The sequence below is a fragment of the Roseomonas sp. SRI_022 genome, from assembly GCF_057586215.1.
Window position 1 is genome coordinate 19,099 of record NZ_JBYCZL010000016.1, and the last position, 19,071, is coordinate 38,169.

Here is a 19,071-nt window from a genome sequence, read left to right on the forward strand (position 1 = left end):
TACCTTGTGTTGATGCGCATATCGACCGTATTTCGATATAGCTTATTTTTAGATATATCGAAACTCAGTCTGTTGCGAGTCCTGCGACATCACATCCCCGCGATACGCCTCTGTGATTGGTGCCAACTGACGGTTTCCAAAGACCCCGGGCCTTTGGCGCGTCCAGGGCGGAGCCCTGGCCGGAGGGGTCTGGGGAGGGCGCAGCCCTCCCCGGTCGATGCGTCGCGTTTGTGGGGTTGCAGCCCCCTGCCCTACCGTCCCGCGCCGAGGAACGGGGACGCTGGCCGCGCATGACCATACGCAACGTGCTCTACATCATGTGCGACCAGCTGCGCTGGGATCACCTCGGCTGCGCCGGACATCCCTTCCTGCGCACGCCGAACATTGATGCGCTGGCCGCGCGCGGCGTGCGTTTCGCGCAGGCCTATGTGCAGTCAGGCATCTGCGGCCCGTCGCGGATGAGCGCCTATACGGGCCGCTACGTCTCCTCCCACGGGGCCACGCACAACCGCGTGCCGCTGTCGGTCGGCGAGGTCACGCTGGGCTGGCATCTGCGAGAGAGCGGACGGACGCTCGCGCTGGCCGGCAAGACGCATATGCTGCCCGATGCGCGCGGCATGAAGCGCCTGCTGCTCGATGGGCAGGACGAACTTGCGGTGCTGCTGCGCGAGGGCTGGTTCACCCTGGTGGACCGCCATGATGGCCATCATGCCGAAACGGACAGCGCCTATGCCGACTGGCTGCGCGCGCAGGGCTATGACAGCCGCGATCCCTGGACCGACTACGTCATCGCGGTGACGGATGAGCAGGGCCGCACGCAGAACGGCTGGAAGATGCGCAATGCGCGCCATCCTGCCCGGGTGAAGGACGAACACAGCGAGACCGCCTACACCACCGATCGCGCCATCGACTTCATGGAGACGCAGGGCGATCGCCCCTGGGTGCTGCACCTGTCCTATGTGAAGCCGCACTGGCCATACATCGCGCCGGCACCCTGGCACGCGATGTTCACGCCCGACCAATGCCTGCCGGTGTCACGCGACGCCGCGGAACGCGAGCCCAGCGCCCATCCTGCCCTGCGCGAATTCCAGAACGAGGAAGTCGCGCAATCCTTCCAGCTGGGCGATTGCATCGCGACGGTGCGCCCGGCCTATCAGGGGCTGATCGCGCAACTCGACCACCATCTCGGGCGGGTGTGGGATGCGTTGGAAAGGTTGGGCCGATGGGACGACACGCTGGTCGTCTTCACCTCGGACCATGGCGATTATCTCGGCGACCATTGGCTGGGCGAGAAGGAGCTGTTCCACGACTGCATCCAGCGCGTGCCGATGCTGGTGGCCGATCCGTCAGGCGCGGCCGACGCCACGCGCGGCAGCGTCGATGACCGCCTGGTCGAGGCGATCGACGTGGTGCCAACCATCCTCGACGCGCTCGGCCTCGACGCGGCGGAGCATGTGGTGGAGGGACGATCGCTGCTGCCGCTGATGCGCGGCGCGTCCCCGCCGTGGCGCGATGCGGTATTCAGTGAACTCGACTGGACCTTCCGCGGGGCGCGGCGGCGGCTCGGGCTGAAGACCGGCCAGCATCATGCCTGGATGGTCCGCACCGACCGCTGGAAATACGTCCACTGGACCGACGGGCTGCGGCCGATGCTGTTCGACCTGGCGGCCGACCCGCAGGAATTCCACGACCTTGGCGCCGACCCCGCGCTCGGGGGGGTGCGGGAGGCGATGCGCCAGCGGCTGCTCGCCTGGTTCACCGGCCTGAAGCGCCGGACGACGCTAAGCTGGGCCGAGGCCGAACTGCGCACCGACCGCCACAAGGCGGCCGGCGTCTTCTACGGTGAGTGGTAGGCTTACCGGGCGATCCAGCTGTCCGGACCGTCGGCCGTCTCTTCCGGCAGGTCGGCGGCGAGATCCTGCACAACCGCGGACACCCACTCCTCGGCGGTGGTGCCGAGCGCCGCGGCACGGCGGGCGATCTCCGCGGCCAGGCTGTCCGGCAGTTCCACCTTCACTTCAGTCATCCAACGGGCTCCTTGGTTGCACCTGCGAAGAGGATAGGGTGCAAACCGTTTGCGGCGCCTTTGCGACCTCGGCATGGGAGGAATGCGCCGGGTTTGTTTGTCCTCAAGCGGCGGGCGCGGCCCATCGGGGCCGCTTGCCTTCGCGCCGCGCACTGGTGCGCTGGGGGCCGCTGCCGGTCTGGTGCGGTCGCGCTGTGCGCTCCCCGTCCGCGGGTGAAGGGTTCAACCGACCCCGATCGAATGGTAGTCGCGGCTGAACCAGATCAGGCCGCGGGATGCCGCGCCCTGCCGCACCGCCTGGACCTCGGCAAAGATCACGCTGTGCGTACCGCGTTCCACCACCTCGGCGATGCGGCAATCGAAGGAGACGGTCGCGCCATCGAGCACCGGGGAGCCGGTATCGAGCAGCCCCCAGGTCGCATGGGAGAAGCGCTCGGTCATGTCCGCCTCGGCGGAACGGCCGGCGAAGCGGGCGGACAGCGCCTCCTGCCCCGGTGCGAGGCTGTTCACGCAGAGCACGCCATTGTCCTTGAACAGGCGGTTCTGCGGGCTGCCGCGGTTGAGGCAGACCAGCAGCGTCGGCGGGTCATCCGTCACCGAGCAGACGGCGGACACCGTCAGCCCGCCGAGGCCCGCCGGCCCGTCGGTGGTGACGATGTTCACCGCGGCCCCGAGGCGCGCCATGGCATCGCGGAATTCCTGACGCGTCACGGACATTCAGACAGTCCCCTGCCGGCCGGCCGCCGGCCCTTCGAGAATAATGGCACTGCCCCAAGACGTGCGCGCCACGCGGCGGGAGCGCAACCCTGCGCCCCGCACGTGGCGGCGCATTCCTGCACTGCACGGACGGCGTGCACGGGATGGCCGGCAGGTTCGGCTGCACCCCAGCCCGGCGGCCGACCGGGTCCGGGCCGGTTCAGCGCTTCACCACGCCGCCGCTGCCGCCACCGCCGAAATTGCCGCCGCCGAGGTTTCCGCCACTGCCGCCGCCACCGAAATTGCCGCCACCTCCGCCGCCCCCGGTCAGGTTGCCGCCGCCGCCACCACCGCCACCGCCACCGGTGAGGTTGCCGCCGCCGGGCGACTGACGGTTGCGATAGGCACGGGTGACGGCTTCGACCAACTGGGCGCTGTCATTCGACTGGTCGGTGACCCAGGCGAACACCGCGGCGACGCGCTGCGACCCGATGCAGCGCACCGTCAGCGCCTCATCGCCGCGCCAGCCGAAGATCGTCTGCCGGTCCTGCGACACGCTCGCCTCGAAGCCGGCCCCGGTGACAGCGCGCTGGCCGATGGCGATGCATTCGTCCTGGTTGCTGGAGCGCAGTTCCACCCAGGCGGTGGACACCGATGCCGCGCCGGCCGGCAGGGCCGCCAGGCCGAACAACGTCGCAATGGCAAAGCGCTTGGTGCGGGACACGGGATCCTCCTGCCGGCTCGCGGTGACGTGGCGATACTACCGCCCTGGCGCCGCCAGGCGATAGAGCAGGTGCGGCCGCTTCGGGTGGCTCTGCGGCAGGCGTGGATGCTCGAAGCTGCCATCCGCGCGCATGCCGAGCCGTTCCATCAGCCGCCACGACGCCGTGTTCGCCGCGATGGTGAAGGCGACGATCTCCTTCAGCCCGAGCGTGCCGAAGCCGAAATCGAGGCAGCGCCGTGCCGCTTCCGTCGCGAAGCCGCGGCCCCGATGCGCAGGCGCGATGCGCCAGCCGATCTCCACCGCCGGGGTGAAGCGTGCCTGCCAGGCGATCGTCATCAGCCCGACGACGCCGACGAAGGGCGCGCCGCCGCGCTCCTCCACCGCCCAGAAGCCCCAGCCATGCGCGTCGATGTGCGTCTGCATGCGCCTGCCCCAGTCATCGCTTTCGGGTCGCGTCATGACGGACAGGAAGTGCCGCATGCTGTCCGCGTCGCCGTTGATGGCGAAGAGGGGATCGAGATCCTCTTCCCGCCAGGGACGCAGGATCAGGCGCGGTGTCTCAAGGGTCACGGGACGCATCACGGCGTTGTGGCATTCCGGCATCGGCCCGCCCATTGTGGATTCTTTCGATATCGCACCATCTATCACGAAACAACGTCGCTGGGGATCCGGGCCATGGCGAGCTTCATCCTGACCGCGGGCACTGACAGCCTCGTCGGCGCGGCCGGTGTGGTGGACAGTTTCTTCATTGGCGCGGCGGGGCGCCTGGTCGGGTCCGACACGGTGCTGGGCGGCGCCGGCAACGTCACCGATCAGCTCGTGCTGCAGGCTGGGATCGTGCTTGCCGCCGGGGCCTTCGCCAATGCACGCGGGATCGAGCGCCTGCTCATCACCGCGGCGGCGGGTGGTTCCGTCACGCTCGACGACGCCATGGCGGCCGCCTCGGATCTCGCGACGTTCTCCGTCGTTGGCGGCGCCGGGGGTGATACTGTCTCCGGCGCGGGCGTGGCCTCCAAGGCGCTGTCCCTGCTTGGCAATGGCGGCAATGACAGCCTGGTCGGCGGCGGCGGCAACGACCTGCTGAACCCCGGCGCCGGGCTCGACACCATCGATGCGGGGGCGGGCCAGGACACCATCACCGCAGCAATGGCTGACCTTGGTGCCGGCGACGTGCTGGATGGCGGCGCGGGCCTCGCCGACACGCTGTGGCTGACCACGGCGGGCGGGACGCTCTCGCCGGGCGTGCTGCTGCGGGGCATTGAGCGGATCGAAGCTCTGGCCTCCCTGACTACGGCCTTCGTCTTCCGCCTGCCAGCCGATCTCGCGCCGACCGACGGCGCGACTGTCACCGTGGCGGGGGCCGGCGGCAATGATGTGATCACCGCCGCGCCGCATCTCGACGGCGTCGTGCTGCTCGGCGGCGCCGGCGACGACCGGCTGACCGGCAGCACGGATAGCGACATGCTCCTCGGCGGGACCGGCGCGGACACGCTGTCCGGCTATCACGGCAACGACACGCTGTCCGGGGAGGCCGGCAATGACCGCCTGATCGGCGGCATCGGCAACGACCTGCTCGATGGTGGCGCGGATAACGACGTGCTGTCCGGCGGCGCCGGTAACGACACGATGGAGTCCGGAGCAGGCAACGACTTCGCCGATGGCGGCGCGGGCAATGACTGGCACCGCTTCCTCGGCGCCGACTTCACCACGGCCGACCTGGTGGCGGATGAGGATGGCAGCCTCGACGTGCTGGAATTCACCGGGGTGGGGCCGGTGGCGATCCTGCCCGCCCTGGCCGCGCGCATCGGCGGCATCGAGCGCTTCTTCCTCACCCCGGGCGACGACACCATCGTCATCGGCAACGACATCGCCGACAGCGCGGCGAGCGCGGTCGTGACGGTGGATGGCGGCGCCGGCGCCGATCTGATGGATGCCTCCGGCGTCGCCTCGCTCGGCACGCCGAAGCGATTTTGGCTGTTGGGCGGGGACGGCGCCGACCGGCTGGACGGCAACCGCGGCAACGACACGCTGGATGGCGGCGCCGACCCATCCCGCATCAATGGCGGGCTGGGCGACGACCTGCTGATCGTGGCGACGGACGACCTCGGCGCCTCCACCATCGATGGTGGCGCCGGCTTCGCGGATTTGCTGCGGCTGACCGGCGGGGGGATCCTCGCCGAGACCGCCTTTGCCGGGGTGATGGGGATCGAGATCCTCGAACTCGGCCCCGAAGGGACCGAGGCGACGATCCGCCCGTCCATGGTCGCCGGTGTCAGTGCAGTTTCGATCGACTTCACCGTGCGCGGCGGCAGCGGCGAGGACCGCATCGACACCACCCTGCTCGCCGCCGGCACCGACATCATCATCGAGGCCGGGGCGGGCGACGACACCGTGATCGGCGGCGCCGGGGACGATACGGTCGCGGCCGGCGGCGGCATCGACGAGATCCTCCTCGGCACCGGCACCGACCGCGCCATCTTTGGTGCGGGGGAACTCACGCTGCTCGACCACGTGGTGGCCGATCAGGGCGTGGCGGGCGACGTGCTGCAGGTGATGCTGGCGGCGAACCGCACGCTGCCCGGCAACGCCTTCGCCGGCGTGCAGGGCATCGACACCTTCCTGTTCGACGCCGCGGGGTTGGGCGCGGCAGTGCGGCTGCCGGCGAACCTCGTCGGACCGAGCGGCCTGACCACGGTCCTGGTCGACGTGATCGCCGATGAGGGCGTCATCGTCGATGGCAGGGCCCTGACCGGGCGCGTCACGATGTCCGGCGGCAACGGCGACGACACGCTGTTCGGCGGCAACGCGGCGGACACGATCACCAGCTCCGGCGGCGAGGATACGGTCGTCGGCGGCGACGGCGGCGACCGGATCTCCCTCGGCTCCGGCGGGACCGAGCGCGACCTCGCCGTGATGACCGCCATCACCGACGGCACGATCGACATCAACGGCACGCTGAGCGCGGGCTCGCTCGCCGGCGCCGACCGCGTCACCGGCCTCGCCTTCGAGGGCAACTTCATCGCCGTGGACTGGGAGGCGTTCGGCCTCGACAACAGCACGACGCTCGTCATCAGCGCGGGCCAGGATGTCGAGCTCGGCTGGGGCGCGATCCGGTTCGGCGCGACCGAGACCATCGCGGCCAACAATTTCGGCTCGCTCACCGCCGTTCGCAACACCGTCGGCGCGCGCATCACCAACAACGATGCCGGCGTGGACGAACGGATCATCCTCGTCATCGGCGGTGCCGACGGTGAGGAGTTCGGCGTCTACTATTTCGAGGACCGCGACGGCAACGCGACGGTCGATGTCGCCGATGTGCTCATGCTGCTCGCCATCGGCGATACCGGCGTGCCGGTGGGCCTCGGCCCGGGCCGCGGCTTCACCATGACGAGCCTGGAGCTGTTCTAGCCACCCAGGCGGTCAGGGCGTAGCATCGCGGGCCGGAGGAATGGACCGATGATGCTGCCATCCGTGGACGCGCTCGCCGCCGAGATACAGGACGGCGCGCTGGTGGCGATGCCGCCTGACTATTCGCTCCCCTCCTGCGCGCTGGCGCGGGCGGTCGTGCGCCGCGGCACGCGCGGGCTGCGCCTGCTCGGCGCGCCGGTCCTCGGCTTCGCCGCCGACCTGCTGATCGGCGCGGGCTGCGTGGCGGAGGTGGAGACCTCTGCCGTGACGCTCGGCGAGGCTGGCTTCGCGCCGCGCTTCACCGCCGCCGTCCGGGCCGGCAGCATCGTCATGCGCGACGCCACCTGCCCGGCGATCCACACCATGCTGCAGGCGGCCGAGAAGGGCGTGCCCTTCATGCCGATCCGCGGCCTGATCGGCAGCGACATCCTGGCGCAGCGGCCGGATTGGAAGGTCGTGCCGAACCCCTTCGCAGACGACGGCGCCGACCCGATCGTGCTGGTCCCCGCGCTGCGCCCCGACGTCGCGGTGTTCCACGCGGCGATGGCCGATGCGCATGGCAACGTCTGGGTCGGGCGGCGACGTGAGCTCGCGACCATGGCGCATGCCTCGCTGCGCGCGCTCGTGACGGTCGAGCGCGTGGTCGAGGGCAACATGCTCGAGGACGAGACCCTCGCGCCCGGCGTGATCAGCGCGCTCTACATCGAGGCGACGGCTCTGGCCGAACGTGGCGCCTGGCCGAGCAGCGGCGTGTTCGACGACTACGCGCCGGACACCGCGCACATGGCCGAATACGCGCGCCTCGCCCGGACCGAGGAAGGCTTCCGCGCCTATCTCGCCCGCGAAGTCGCCGCGGCACGGGTGGCCGCAGCATGAGCGCGGTCCGGATCGAGGAGCGGCTCATCGTCGCCATCGCGCGGCTGGTGCGCGACCCCACGGCACCGCCGGCGCGGCATGTCGCGATCGGCTCGGCTTCGCCCATCCCGGCCGCCGCCTGCTTCCTGACCCGCGCGCAGGGGAACAGGCTGCACATCTCCCTGCAGCAGAGGCGCAACGCCAACCCCTTCACCGAAGGGTCGCGCGAGCTGTTCGACCTGACCGGCCAGGGGCGGATCGACCTGTTCTTCCTCGGCGGCGGGCAGATCGACGGGCAGGCCAACCTGAACCTGGTCGGCACCGGGGAATGGCCCGGGCGCGACGCCCGCTTCCCTGGCAGCTTCGGTTCCGCCTTCATGTACTTCATGACCCCGCGCACCATCCTGTTCCGTGAGGAGCATTCGCCCCGCGTGCTGGTCGAGACGGTGGACAACATCTCCGCCCCCGGCGTCTCGCCGCCGGGCGTGTTCCGGCGCGGCACGGCGCAGGCGCTGGTGACCGGCAAGTGCGTCTTCCGCTTCCATCCGGACCGGGCGCGCTTCTCGCTGGAATCCCTGCATCCTGGGGAGACGGTGGACAGTGTCCGCGCGGCGACCGGCTTCGATTTCGACGTGCCGGGCGAGGTGCCCGCCACGCCGGAGCCCACCGCCGAGGAGCTCGCGCTGCTGCGCGGGCCGGTGTGTGACCAGATGTACGAAACCTATCCCGAGTTCTGCCGTAAGGTCTGGGGACGCGCCGCGGCCGCCTGACCGGCCGGTGGAGGAGACCCCGCCATGACCCGGCAGGCGTGACATGGCCATGTGGATCGTCCCCCTGCTGCTCGGCGGGGCCGCGATCTGGATCGCGGCGAGGTCCTGGCAGGTCTCGCGCTGGCACAGCGCGGTCGGCACCGTACTGGAGATCGCCCGCGACGAGGCGGCCGACGCCTGGATCGTCACCTTCGGCTTCGACGAACCCGGCGGCTGGACCAGCGAGGCCACCCTGACGACCGAGGATCGCCACGCCTTCGCGCTCGGCGAGCGCGTCCCGCTGCGCCGGGACCCGATGGACCCGGCCGGGATCGAGACGCTGCACCCGCGGCGTGTCGCGACCGTCGTCGCCCTCCTGGCCGGCGTGTTCGCGCTGTGGACACTGGGCCTCATCCTCGGCTGAAGCGCCCTCGACATTCCGTCGCCGCCGACGCATGTTCCGCCCCCTTTGCGAGGAGGAACCGGCCGATGGACGACAATGCGGCGAGCGCAGGCACGGCGACACTCTCCCCCGGCGCACTGGCCGGGCTGCGCGTGGTCGACCTCACCCGCGTGCTTGGCGGTCCCTACTGCACCATGGTGCTGTCGGACCACGGCGCCGAGGTCATCAAGCTCGAACCCCCGCAGGGTGACGAGGTGCGCGACTGGGGCCCCCCCTTCAACGCGGATGGCGATGCCTCCTACTTCGTCGGCGTGAACCGCAACAAGCGCTCGGTCGGCCTCGATCTGTCCAAGCCGGCGGGACGCGAGGTGCTGCTGCGCCTGCTCGAAGGTGCCGACGTGCTGGTCGAGAACTTCAAGCCAGGCTCGATGGAGAAGTGGGGCCTCGGCTATGAGCAGGTGCTGTCGAAGAAGTTCCCGCGCCTGATCCATTGCCGTGTCTCGGGCTTCGGCGGCGAAGGCCCGCTCGGCGGCTTCCCCGGCTATGACGCGGTGCTGCAGGCGATGGTGGGCCTCATGTCCATCAACGGGACGGAAAGCTCCGGCCCGACGCGCCTCGGCAACCCCATCGTGGACATCGCGACCGGCCTGTTCAGCACCATTGCCATCCTGATGGCGCTGCATGAACGCGAGCGGTCCGGCCAGGGCCAGTATTGCGACATGACGCTGCATGATTGCGGCATGGCGCTGCTGCATCCGCATGCCGCCAACTTCTTCCTCTCCGGCAAGCGGCCGATGGCGACGGGCAATCCGCACCCGAACCTCGCGCCCTATTCCAAGTTCACGACCAAGACCTGCGAGATCTTCGTCGCCGCCGGCAACGACCCCGCCTTCCGCAAGTTTTGCGACTTCCTCGGCATCCCCGAGATCGCCAAGGACCCGCGCTTCGCGACCAACGGCCAGCGCGTCATCAACAAGGCCGCGCTGACCGACGTGCTCAACGCCCGCTTCGCGACCGAGGACGGGCATGAGCTGACGCGCCGCATGCTCGCCGCCGGCCTGCCGGCCGGGCCGGTGCTGCACGTGGACGAAGCGATGGCCGCCGAGCACACCGCCTTCCGCAACATGGTCGCGCAGATCGGCGATTTCCGCGCGCTGAACACGCCGATCAAGCTGTCCCGCACGCCGGGCGGGGCGCGGTCCGAACCGCCGCGCTTCAACCAGCACGGGCGGGACGTGCTGCTGGCGCGCGGCTTCTCCGAGGCCGAGATCGCGGCGCTGGAGAATGACGGGGTGATCGTCGGCGAGCGGCGGAAGTGAAGAAGGCCGGAGGGGCTTTGCCCCTCCGGACAGCCCCACCAAAGGCCCGAGGCCTTTGGAAACCGTGACTTGGCGCCCAGTGGCGGCAGGCCCGTCGGGTCATGGCCACTTTAGGATTTTACGATTTTAGGTTTTTAGGCCTTTAGGGCGGGTTCCGCTCAGGTGGATTCACCTGATGCGCAGGTGAAGCTGCTCGCCAAAAAACGGATGACTGACGGCGCTGCCTCGAACCAGGGCCATGAAAAGGTTCCGGCTGGCGCAGGGCGCAATGCGCCGCTTGGCAACTGATCTATACAGGAACATCATCCCAGTATCCAGGGCTTTGCCGCAGGCGTCCCTTGATCCATCGCAACGCAATCGGCCCCAGCCTCCGCCACTTGCCTGCGCAGGGGCCGGCGGTCCAGGCTCCGGCCGCGGGCATGCGAAGGACAGGGAAGAAGCCAGGATGAACGGCGCGACCGGCTATGACGCCACCCACGCGGCCTGGCGCCGCGACCCGCAGGCCTGGTGGGCCGAAGCCGCCCGCGGCATCACCTGGGACACCCAACCCTCACGCATCTTCGACCCCTCCCTCGGCGTCTATGGCCGCTGGTTTCCCGATGGCCGGCTGAACACCTGCTTCAATGCGGTCGACCGTCACGTCGCGGCCGGCCGAGGCAGCCAACCCGCGATCATCTGGGACAGCCCGATGACCGGGCGCATCGAGACCATCACCTATGCCGACCTGCTCGACCGCGTCGCGCGCCTCGCCGGCGCGCTCGCATCGCGCGGCGTCGGCAAGGGCGACCGCGTCATCATCTACATGCCGATGGTGCCCGAGGCGGCGATCGCCATGCTCGCCTGCGCAAGGCTCGGTGCGGTGCATTCGGTGGTGTTCGGCGGCTTCGCGGCGGCCGAGCTCGCCACGCGCATCGCCGATGCGAAGCCGAAGGCGATCGTCTCCGCCTCCTGCGGGCTCGAACCGGGGCGAGTGGTGAAATACAAGCCGCTGCTCGACGCCGCGATCGGGCTGTCGCCACACAAGCCGGACGCGATGCTGATCCTGCAGCGCCCCGAAAGCCCCTGCGAGCTGACGCCCGGCCGCGATGCCGACCTGCTCGCCGCGATGGAACAGGCGACGCCGCATGGCTGCGTCAGTGTCGAGGCGACGGACCCGCTCTACATCCTCTACACCTCGGGCACGACGGGCGCGCCGAAGGGCATCCTGCGCGACAATGGCGGCCACGCCGTCGCGCTGCACAATTCCATGTCCATGGTCTATGGCGTGAAGGCCGGCGACGTGTACTGGGCGGCGTCCGATGTCGGCTGGGTGGTCGGCCATTCCTACATCGTCTACGCGCCGCTGCTCGCCGGCTGCACGACGATCATGTTCGAGGGCAAGCCGGTCGGCACGCCCGATGCCGGCACCTTCTGGCGCGTCTGCGCACAGCACGGCGTGAAGGTGCTGTTCACCGCGCCGACCGCGATCCGCGCCATCAAGAAGGAAGACCCCGACGGTGTCCTGCTGAAGCGCCACGACCTTTCGAAGCTCGAAGCGCTCTATCTCGCCGGCGAGCGCTGCGACCCGGACACCGTGACCTGGTCCGAGCGGCTGCTGGGCAAGTCGGTGATCGATCACTGGTGGCAGACCGAGACGGGTTGGACGATCACCGGCAATTTCCGTGGCCTCGGCCTGTTCCCCACGCGGCCGGGTTCCGGCGGCAAGCCCGCGCCGGGCTACGACGTGGTCGTGCTGGATGAGGCGCATCGCGCAGTCCCGCGCGGGCAGATCGGCAGCCTCGCGGTGCGGCTGCCGCTGCCGCCATCCTGCCTGCCGACGCTGTTCAATGCCGATGAGCGGTTCCGCGATGCCTATCTCGCGGCCTTCCCTGGTTTCTACTCGACCTCCGATGCGGGGATGATCGACGAGGATGGCTATGTATGGGTGATGTCGCGCACCGACGACATCATCAATGTCGCCGGCCATCGCCTGTCGACGGGTGCGATGGAGGAGGTGCTGTCCTCCCACCCCGATGTCGCCGAATGCGCGGTGGTCGGCGTGCGCGACACGCTGAAGGGCCAGGTGCCGCTGGGCCTGGTGGTGCTGAAGCACGGCGTCACGAGGACCGAGGCGGAGATCGGCAAGGATCTTGTGGCCATGGTGCGCGACCGCATCGGCCCGGTCGCCGCCTTCAAGGATGCGCGTGTCGTCGCCCGCCTGCCCAAGACGCGCAGCGGCAAGATCCTGCGCGCGACGCTCCGCAAGATCGCCGATGGCGACGAGTATGTGGTGCCCCCCACCATCGACGACCCCGCGATCCTCGAGGAAGTCGGCGAGGTCCTGAAGGGCGCCATGCGCTAAGGCCGGTCCAGGAGGGGCGACGCCCCCTCCGTTGCCGCGTCACCCGAGCGACGCCATCACCTGCCGGTACGCCGCTTCCGGAAACGCCTTCATCGTGCGCGTCCGGACCGCGCCCCCGCGTGCGAGCATCAGCGAGAAGCGCGCGGCGATGGCATCGTCCGGTGCCTCATACACCGCGACCATGTCGTGGTCGCCCATGGTCATGTAGAAGGCGCCGAAGCTGCCGCCCATCTCGGCCAGCATCTTCCGCGCGGCGTCGAGCCGCTTCGGGCTGTCCGCGATGGCGCGGATGCCCTGGTCGGTCCAGTTCCCAAGCATGATGTAGGTGGTCATCGGCGGGGCTCCTTTCCGGCCACGGGTCGGTGATGGAAGAAGACTGCCGATACCCTCCTTAGCACGCGTGCGGGATGGATGCCGCCGGAATCGTCCCGGCTTCGATCAGATCAGCCGCGCCTCGAAGGGCGGCACCAGGTCCGGCGCCTCGAATTCCAGGACCCAGAGGTCGGGGTCGCGCTTCACCTGGCGTTCGACATAGGCGTTGGCGAGGCCTTCCTCGACCGGTGCGCTGCCGGTGCCGCGGACCCAGGCGGGGCGGCCTTCGGCGTCGCGCGCCTGGGACAGCACCACGAAGCCTTCCCGCCCGCGCATCAGGCACAGGATGCCCCCCGAATCCGGGTCCCCTTTGCGGACCACCGCGGCTGGCCGTCCGGCCATGTCCGACAGGCGGATCGCCATCGAGACCCAGATGCCTGCTTTCACCTTCGCTTCCATGCCAGCCAAACTGCCACGCGCAGCCCCTTGCCGGAAGGCGCGGCGCGGGCCATTCACCGCACCTCGGCAAGGGTTCCCGGCATGAGCGATCGGAAGATGACGGAGGCGCAGCGCGCCTATGAGGCGAAGCGCGCCGTCAAGGCGGGCATGAGCCTGGATAAATGGCTGGTGGATAAGGAAAAGCGCGCCGCCGCGGAGGCGCGTGCCGAGGTCGCGGCGGTGGCCGTCCCGGCCGCGCCGCCGAAGAAGCCGGGCTTCTTCGGCCGTCTGCTGGAGAAGGCACAGAAACCGATCTGAATCGGACAGCCGGACGGCCGCCATTCGGCGGCCGTCCTGAGCGTTTGTCTTGCCCTCAGACGGCGGGCGCCGCGCATCCGCGCGGCTTGCCTTCGCGCCCTGCACTGGCGCGTTGGGTGCTGCGGGCGCTCCGGGCGCGGTCGCGCTTTGCGCTCCCGGATCGCGGCGTGGCCGCGATCCGGCTTCTGTTCCTGTCGTTGCGGACTTGGCGCGCGGCTGGCCGGCGGGCGCCCCGCTTGGCGGCGATTGCGCGGCGCTTCGCATTTCCGCGTCCTGCTCCGCCGCCTGGGTGTAGCGTGGCGCCATGCGGGTCGTGCTGGCCGGAATGCTTGGCATGCTCGCGCTGGCCCCCGGACCGGCGCGCGCGCAGGGCTACGTGCCCGATGGCGCGGTCATTCTGTTCGCCCCGGGCAGCGCCGTCGTCACGCCCGAAGCGCGCGACGTGCTGCTCGCCTTCCTGCGCCCGCCACGGCCGCCGGCCTTCCGCGGCCATTGCCTGCGCGGCCACGCCGATCACGGCCCGGGGGCGGAGGCACTCGCCCTCGCCCGCGCCCGGGCGGTCGTGGCGGTGATGGCGCGGCAGGGGGTCGATCTGGCCGATGTGGCGCTGGAAGCCGCCGGGGACCGCAGCCCGGCGCGGCTGGCCCAGGCCGGCCGGACGGAACCGATGAACGACCGGGTGGAACTGCGCCCCTGCCCCGGCCCCCGGCTGGCCGGCGTGGCGGAGGCCGAGGCACGCGCACTCGATGCCGCGGTGCTGCCGGCCTTCGTCACGGCGCTGGCGCCGCGCATCGCCCGCGCACTCGGCTGCGCGGAACCGGAACTCTGGCGCGGGACGGTGGAGGCCCCGCCCCTCCTCTGCCCACCCGAGGTGCCGCCATCCGCGGTGCCGGTGCTGACGGTGCTGCGCGTGGCCGGCACGCGGCGCGTCGCGGTGGTGCTGGAATGGCCCGGCGGGATCGGTGACGGGGAGGCGTGGTGGCGGGCCTCGGCGGCGGCGGCGACGGTGCTCGACCTGTTCGGCCTGCCGCCCGCGCCGGTGCTGGCGGCCCTGGCTGCCGAACCTGGCGCCGCGCGGCGCATGGATGTCACCGCGGGCGCGCTGCGCGCCGAGGTCGAGGCCGGGCCCGGCCTGCTGCGCCGCATGCGCGTGGTGCCGACCGGCGCCGACGGACCCTGAGGCCGGACGCGACACCAACCGCCCGGGCCGCCCTCAAGCATCAGCCAGCCACGCGAAGGCGTGCGCCGCCGGTTGGGGGCTCAGCCAATGCTCCAATGGCTGCGACCAGGCTCAGAACGCGCTGACCGGGCCAGAAGAACCGCGCCGGCGAGCGCGATGGCGCTGCCCGCTCGCGATCTTGAACAAGCCCAGGAGTGCCAGAACAAACATGCCCACACTGGCCGGCTCCGGGATGACGCGTGCCGACCAGACCCCGGTTCCAAAGGCGGTGACGTTGATATTGCTCAGGCCGGTCGGCAGGTACAGGGCCCAGAAATCACTGCCATTGAAGACCGCCTGGCCGTTCTCCTGGCTATTGAACCAAGGCGGCCGGAAATCGCAGCAGAACTGCGCATTCTCGATCAGAGGGTCCGTGGAGGTTTCCGGAAAATTCCCGGCAATAGCCGACTGTACATTGCCCGGACTGAAGAGGATCTTCTCATCTGAGCTACCGAACTGAATGAATCCCGACCCGAGCCCGGACCCGAACACGAGAACGTCATCTATAAAAAGCAACGACGCCGTAACTGCGAAGTGCCCCGACGTCAGCCCAGGCATGGTTATTTCCGCGGAAACAGCTTCTCCTTGCGTAAAAGGCGACGGAGTATTCGATGCGGTGTTGTTGTATACGATACGATCAATATGGCCCGAATATGTATAGATGACCGTAGCCGCAGCCATTCCAGGTGCCAGCAGGCAGCCGAGGGTGAATAGGAGACGACACGACCACAATCTGATCACTTTTCATTCCTGACCTGTTTGCTCAGGACCGTGACGCTCGTCGAAGCTTTGGCGCCGGTCCTTGGCAGCGCGCTGGTTGGATCCAGCATTTCTCCAATCGGAATGAAAAGCCAGTCGAAAGCAACCTGTCGCTGGATTGCGAGGCCGGGTCAGGACTCATGGCGTGGGCATGGCGGCCCTCGGCCAGACCCGGAATCACACCACGCCACGCCGCTCACAGCCGCGAATGGGTCCTGAGCCTAACGGCCGCTGCTAACCGGCGGGTCGTCCATCGGCTTGAAGTCGTCGGTCTGGATGTCGCGGCCGAACTGGCCCTTGAACTCCGGCAGCCCGGCCGAGGCGTCGTGCGCTGCCGCGACGAAGCTGGTGTCGTCCACCGGCGGCGGCAGGACCGGCCCGGATTCCTCCGGCGACGACAACGCGCGCTCGGCGGGGCAGGAACAGACGCGGCTGCCATCGGCAAGGACGTTCGGCATGGTGGCCTGACCGCAGATCGGGCACTCCACCACCTCGTGCCGAAGCTCGTCCTCGCGCGCCGTGTCCTGCCGGTTTGCCGTCATCGGGTCCACCGCCTCCGGTCACTCCACCATATGGTGCGTCGGGGCGTCCGCTACAGCATCCGCATCAGCGTTCCGTCGCGACGGATGGCGTGGTGGAAGATCGCCCCGCCGATATGCGCCGCGAGCAGCACGACGAACAGGTAGCCGCCGATGGTGTGGCACCAGCCCAGGATCTTGGCGAGCCCTTCCCAGGTCTCCATGAACTTCGGCAGGTGGATGAAGCCGAGATAGGCGGTCTGGTCGCGCAGCGGGAAGCCCCAGGCATTGGTCGCGAAGAAGCCGAGCACTGGCTGGATGATCAGCAGCGCATAGAGCCCGTGATGCGTCGCCGTCGCCGCCTTGCGCATGATCGCCGGCAGGTCCACCGGATGCGGCGGCGGCGGGTGCAGCATCTTCCACAGGATGCGCGCGAGGGCGGCGAACAGGATGGTCAGTCCCGCGCTTTCGTGGATGGCGTAGAAGCCCATCTTGTAGGCACCGTCCGCCTCGCCGGTGATGAACTTGATGACGAAGCCGGTGGGCAGGGCGATGGCGATGAGGCCGACCGTGATCCAGTGGAACCATTTGGCGACCGACCCGTACTGCCCATCGGGATGCGCGGCATCCTGGCCCGGCAGGGCGGTGGCTTGGCTCGCGTCCATGCTGCGTCTCCGACGAGTCGTCCCGCGAGCGTATCGCACGCCGGGGCCGGACCGCGCGTGAGAATGATCGCCGCCCATGCCGATTGGAGCACCGACCCGCGCAAGCGCTGGGTCAGCATCGCGCGCCGCGACGCGCGCGGCTGGCGGGCGGAGGCACCCGTGCCGGTCGGCGACCCGGCCGGGCTCGTCGCCGCGCTGCTGGCCGAGGGCGCGCCGGTCGCGATGGGTCTCGACCTGCCGCTCGGCGTGCCGCGCGGCTTCGCCGAGGGCCGCGCGGAGGCCGGCTTCGTGCCGTTCCTGCGTGGCCTTGCGAGCGACGCGGATTTCTTCGCCGTGGCCCCGACGCTCGCCGAAGTCTCGCGCCGCCGCCCCTTCTATCCGGCACGCGGGGTGAAGGGGATGACGCGGGCGGCGCATGCGGAAGCTCTCGGCCTGAGCGATGCGCGCGGCCTGTCGCGCTGGTGCGACCGCGCCACCGCCGAACGCCCCGCCGGTGCGCCGGTGTTCTGGACGCTGGGGGCGAACCAGTCGGGCAAGGCCGCCATCGCCGCCTGGCGGGACTGGCTGGCACCGGGGCTGGCCGATGGCGCGCCCTATGCGATCTGGCCCTTCGCAGGCGCGCTGCACGGGTTGCTTGCCAGGGACCGCGCCGTGCTGGCCGAGGTCTATCCGGCCGAGGCGCTGCGCCATTGCGGCCTGGTGCTGCGCGGTTCGAAGCGGGTGCGGGCGGATCGTGCATCGGTCGCCGACCCGCTGCTGGCCGCGATGGCGGCACGGCGTGTGGCGCCCTCGGCGGCGTTGCACGCCGCGGCGATGGACGGTTTCGGCACCGATGCCGCGGGCGAGGACCGCTTCGACTCCGTCATCGGCCTGCTGGGGTTGATCGGCGTGCTGGACGGGGCGCGGCCGGACTTCGTGCCGGATGATCCGGCAATCCGTGCCTGGGAGGGCTGGGTGCTCGGCCAGACCGCGCTGCCGCGCGCGTAACCGCGCCGCGCCAGGCGGCGAAAGCGGGGGCAGAGGCGCAAGGAGCACCCCCATGCAGCACGACCCCCGCGGATTGGCGATCACCACCGACAGCGCGGCGGCTGCGCGGGAACTCGATGCCGCGGCGATGGCGCTGCTCGGGCAGAAGGCGGAAGCCGGGGCGCGGCTCGGCGCAGCATTGGCAACTGATCCGTTGCTCTCGGCCGGCCATGCGCTGGCGGGCTTCGCGCAGATGCTCGCCGCGCGCCGGCCGCTGGTCGCCGAGGCTGCTCGCAGCCTGGACCGTGCGCGGGACGCCATCGCCCTTCGCGGTGCGACGCCGCGCGAACGCGCCCTGACCCAGGCGCTCGCCTGCTGGGCCGAGGGCGGCGACATGGAGCGCGCCGCCGCGGGGCTGGAGGCCATGGCGCAAGAAGACCCGCACGACATCCTCGCGCTGCGCCTGTCGCACGGCATCCGCTTCATGCTCGGCCAGGCGGCGGAGATGCGCCACGCGATCGAGGCGGCGCTGCCGCGCTGGGATGCCGCGATGCCGGGGTACGGCTTCCTGCTCGGCTGCCACGCCTTCGCGCTGGAGGAGACCGGCGACATCGCGCGCGCCGAGACCGTCGGGCGCGCCGCCGTGGCGATGGAACCGGGCGACCTGTGGGGTGCGCATGCGGTGGCGCATGCGATCGGCGCGCAGGGCCGCATGCGCGAAGGCATCGCCTGGCTGCGCTGGCTGGAGCCGAACCTCGTCGGCGGCAGCAACTTCGTCCGCCACGTGCATTGGCATCGCGCGCTGTTCCATCTCGCGCTCGGTCAGGCGGAGGACGCGTTGGCGCTTTACGACCGTCAGGTCTGGGCGGAACCGAGCGAGGATGTGCGCGACCTGATGAATGCGGCGCATCTGCTGTGGCGGCTGGAAGCCTCCGGCGTGCCGGTCGGCGCGCGGCGCTGGGATACGCTGGCCGCGATCGCCGAGCGGCGCATCGGCGAACACGCCTGGGCCTTCGCCGACCTGCACTACGTCCTCGCCCTGGCCGGGGCGGGGCGGCGCGACGCGGCCCGGCGCATGATCGCCTCGATCGCTGCCCGCGCGGGCAGCGAGGCCGACACCCAGGCGCGGCTGCATGCCGAGGTCGGGCTCGGCGCCGCCCGCGCCGTCGCGGCGGCGCTGAGCGGCGACGCGATGGGCGCGGTGGAGGATTTCGACGTGGTGCTGCCGCGCCTGCCTGCGCTCGGCGGCAGCCATGCGCAACGTTCGGTCTTCCTCGCCATGCGGGACCGCGCCGCACGGCAGGCGGTACAGGCATCGCTGCGGCAGGGGTGACGCGGCGGCGCGGAAGGGCAAG

Annotated in this window: 20 protein-coding genes; 11 read left to right on the forward strand and 9 right to left on the reverse strand. The window is 70.2% G+C overall.

Annotated features, from left to right (window positions below):
- Positions 1 to 290: 290 nt before the first annotated feature.
- Entirely contained in the window at positions 291 to 1,853 is a 1,563-nt protein-coding gene (locus tag AC2YHJ_RS16600; RefSeq protein ID WP_487397198.1) for a sulfatase-like hydrolase/transferase, read from the forward strand.
- A gap of 2 nt (positions 1,854 to 1,855) precedes the next feature.
- On the opposite strand, the gene AC2YHJ_RS16605 is transcribed toward AC2YHJ_RS16600, so the two are convergent.
- From AC2YHJ_RS16605 to AC2YHJ_RS16620, 4 genes are all read right to left on the reverse strand, one after another.
- Positions 1,856 to 2,026, reverse strand: coding sequence for a hypothetical protein (locus AC2YHJ_RS16605; protein ID WP_487397199.1), 171 nt, complete (start codon positions 2,024 to 2,026; stop codon positions 1,856 to 1,858).
- Positions 2,027 to 2,248: 222 nt separating this feature from the next.
- A complete protein-coding gene (locus tag AC2YHJ_RS16610; protein WP_487397200.1) occupies positions 2,249 to 2,743 on the reverse strand; it encodes a flavin reductase in 495 nt (164 codons plus the stop codon).
- 199 nt (positions 2,744 to 2,942) lie between these two features.
- A complete protein-coding gene (locus tag AC2YHJ_RS16615; protein WP_487397201.1) occupies positions 2,943 to 3,446 on the reverse strand; it encodes a hypothetical protein in 504 nt (167 codons plus the stop codon).
- A gap of 36 nt (positions 3,447 to 3,482) precedes the next feature.
- A complete protein-coding gene (locus tag AC2YHJ_RS16620) occupies positions 3,483 to 4,025 on the reverse strand; it encodes a GNAT family N-acetyltransferase (RefSeq protein WP_487397297.1) in 543 nt (180 codons plus the stop codon).
- Between the two features lie 96 nt (positions 4,026 to 4,121).
- Between AC2YHJ_RS16620 and AC2YHJ_RS16625 the strand changes: the two genes are divergently transcribed.
- The 6 genes from AC2YHJ_RS16625 (at position 4,122) to AC2YHJ_RS16650 (ending at position 12,521) form a co-directional block, all read left to right on the forward strand.
- Positions 4,122 to 6,854, forward strand: coding sequence for a hypothetical protein (locus AC2YHJ_RS16625; RefSeq protein WP_487397202.1), 2,733 nt, complete (start codon positions 4,122 to 4,124; stop codon positions 6,852 to 6,854).
- Between the two features lie 48 nt (positions 6,855 to 6,902).
- Entirely contained in the window at positions 6,903 to 7,730 is an 828-nt protein-coding gene (locus AC2YHJ_RS16630; protein WP_487397203.1) for a CoA transferase subunit A, read from the forward strand.
- Complete coding sequence (locus AC2YHJ_RS16635) at positions 7,727 to 8,479, forward strand: CoA-transferase (RefSeq protein ID WP_487397204.1); 753 nt, start codon at positions 7,727 to 7,729, stop codon at positions 8,477 to 8,479. Before AC2YHJ_RS16630 ends, AC2YHJ_RS16635 begins: the two co-directional genes overlap by 4 nt.
- Before the next feature lie 49 nt (positions 8,480 to 8,528).
- Positions 8,529 to 8,882, forward strand: coding sequence for a hypothetical protein (locus tag AC2YHJ_RS16640; RefSeq protein ID WP_487397205.1), 354 nt, complete (start codon positions 8,529 to 8,531; stop codon positions 8,880 to 8,882).
- 65 nt (positions 8,883 to 8,947) lie between these two features.
- A complete protein-coding gene (locus AC2YHJ_RS16645; RefSeq protein ID WP_487397206.1) occupies positions 8,948 to 10,180 on the forward strand; it encodes a CaiB/BaiF CoA transferase family protein in 1,233 nt (410 codons plus the stop codon).
- Between the two features lie 445 nt (positions 10,181 to 10,625).
- Positions 10,626 to 12,521 carry a propionyl-CoA synthetase gene (locus tag AC2YHJ_RS16650; RefSeq protein WP_487397207.1) on the forward strand — a complete coding sequence of 632 codons (1,896 nt, stop codon included), beginning with the start codon at positions 10,626 to 10,628 and terminating at the stop codon, positions 12,519 to 12,521.
- A 39-nt stretch (positions 12,522 to 12,560) separates the two neighbouring features.
- Here the strand turns inward: AC2YHJ_RS16650 and AC2YHJ_RS16655 are convergent, their stop codons facing one another.
- Both AC2YHJ_RS16655 and AC2YHJ_RS16660 read right to left on the reverse strand, forming a co-directional pair.
- Positions 12,561 to 12,854, reverse strand: a complete 294-nt coding sequence (locus AC2YHJ_RS16655) for a GYD domain-containing protein (RefSeq protein WP_487397208.1) — start codon at positions 12,852 to 12,854, stop codon at positions 12,561 to 12,563.
- A gap of 105 nt (positions 12,855 to 12,959) precedes the next feature.
- The gene (locus tag AC2YHJ_RS16660; protein WP_487397209.1) at positions 12,960 to 13,292 is read right to left on the reverse strand and encodes a DUF1491 family protein; all 333 of its coding nucleotides are present in this window, start codon (positions 13,290 to 13,292) and stop codon (positions 12,960 to 12,962) included.
- A 96-nt stretch (positions 13,293 to 13,388) separates the two neighbouring features.
- Between AC2YHJ_RS16660 and AC2YHJ_RS16665 the strand changes: the two genes are divergently transcribed.
- Both AC2YHJ_RS16665 and AC2YHJ_RS16670 read left to right on the forward strand, forming a co-directional pair.
- Positions 13,389 to 13,589 carry a hypothetical protein gene (locus AC2YHJ_RS16665; RefSeq protein ID WP_487397210.1) on the forward strand — a complete coding sequence of 67 codons (201 nt, stop codon included), beginning with the start codon at positions 13,389 to 13,391 and terminating at the stop codon, positions 13,587 to 13,589.
- A 334-nt stretch (positions 13,590 to 13,923) separates the two neighbouring features.
- On the forward strand, positions 13,924 to 14,769 hold the full coding sequence (locus AC2YHJ_RS16670; RefSeq protein ID WP_487397211.1) for an OmpA family protein: 846 nt from the start codon (positions 13,924 to 13,926) through the stop codon (positions 14,767 to 14,769).
- Between the two features lie 111 nt (positions 14,770 to 14,880).
- Here AC2YHJ_RS16670 and AC2YHJ_RS16675 read toward each other — a convergent pair whose 3' ends face one another.
- The 3 genes from AC2YHJ_RS16675 to AC2YHJ_RS16685 form a co-directional block, all read right to left on the reverse strand.
- A complete protein-coding gene (locus AC2YHJ_RS16675; RefSeq protein ID WP_487397212.1) occupies positions 14,881 to 15,366 on the reverse strand; it encodes a hypothetical protein in 486 nt (161 codons plus the stop codon).
- A gap of 422 nt (positions 15,367 to 15,788) precedes the next feature.
- Entirely contained in the window at positions 15,789 to 16,118 is a 330-nt protein-coding gene (locus tag AC2YHJ_RS16680; protein WP_487397213.1) for a hypothetical protein, read from the reverse strand.
- A 41-nt stretch (positions 16,119 to 16,159) separates the two neighbouring features.
- Positions 16,160 to 16,750 (reverse strand): cytochrome b, encoded by a 591-nt coding sequence (locus AC2YHJ_RS16685; RefSeq protein ID WP_487397214.1) that lies wholly within the window; start codon positions 16,748 to 16,750, stop codon positions 16,160 to 16,162.
- Positions 16,751 to 16,813: 63 nt separating this feature from the next.
- Between AC2YHJ_RS16685 and AC2YHJ_RS16690 the strand changes: the two genes are divergently transcribed.
- Entirely contained in the window at positions 16,814 to 17,737 is a 924-nt protein-coding gene (locus tag AC2YHJ_RS16690; RefSeq protein ID WP_487397215.1) for a hypothetical protein, read from the forward strand.
- 52 nt (positions 17,738 to 17,789) lie between these two features.
- On the forward strand, positions 17,790 to 19,049 hold the full coding sequence (locus AC2YHJ_RS16695; RefSeq protein ID WP_487397216.1) for a tetratricopeptide repeat protein: 1,260 nt from the start codon (positions 17,790 to 17,792) through the stop codon (positions 19,047 to 19,049).
- The last annotated feature ends 22 nt before the right edge of the window (positions 19,050 to 19,071 follow it).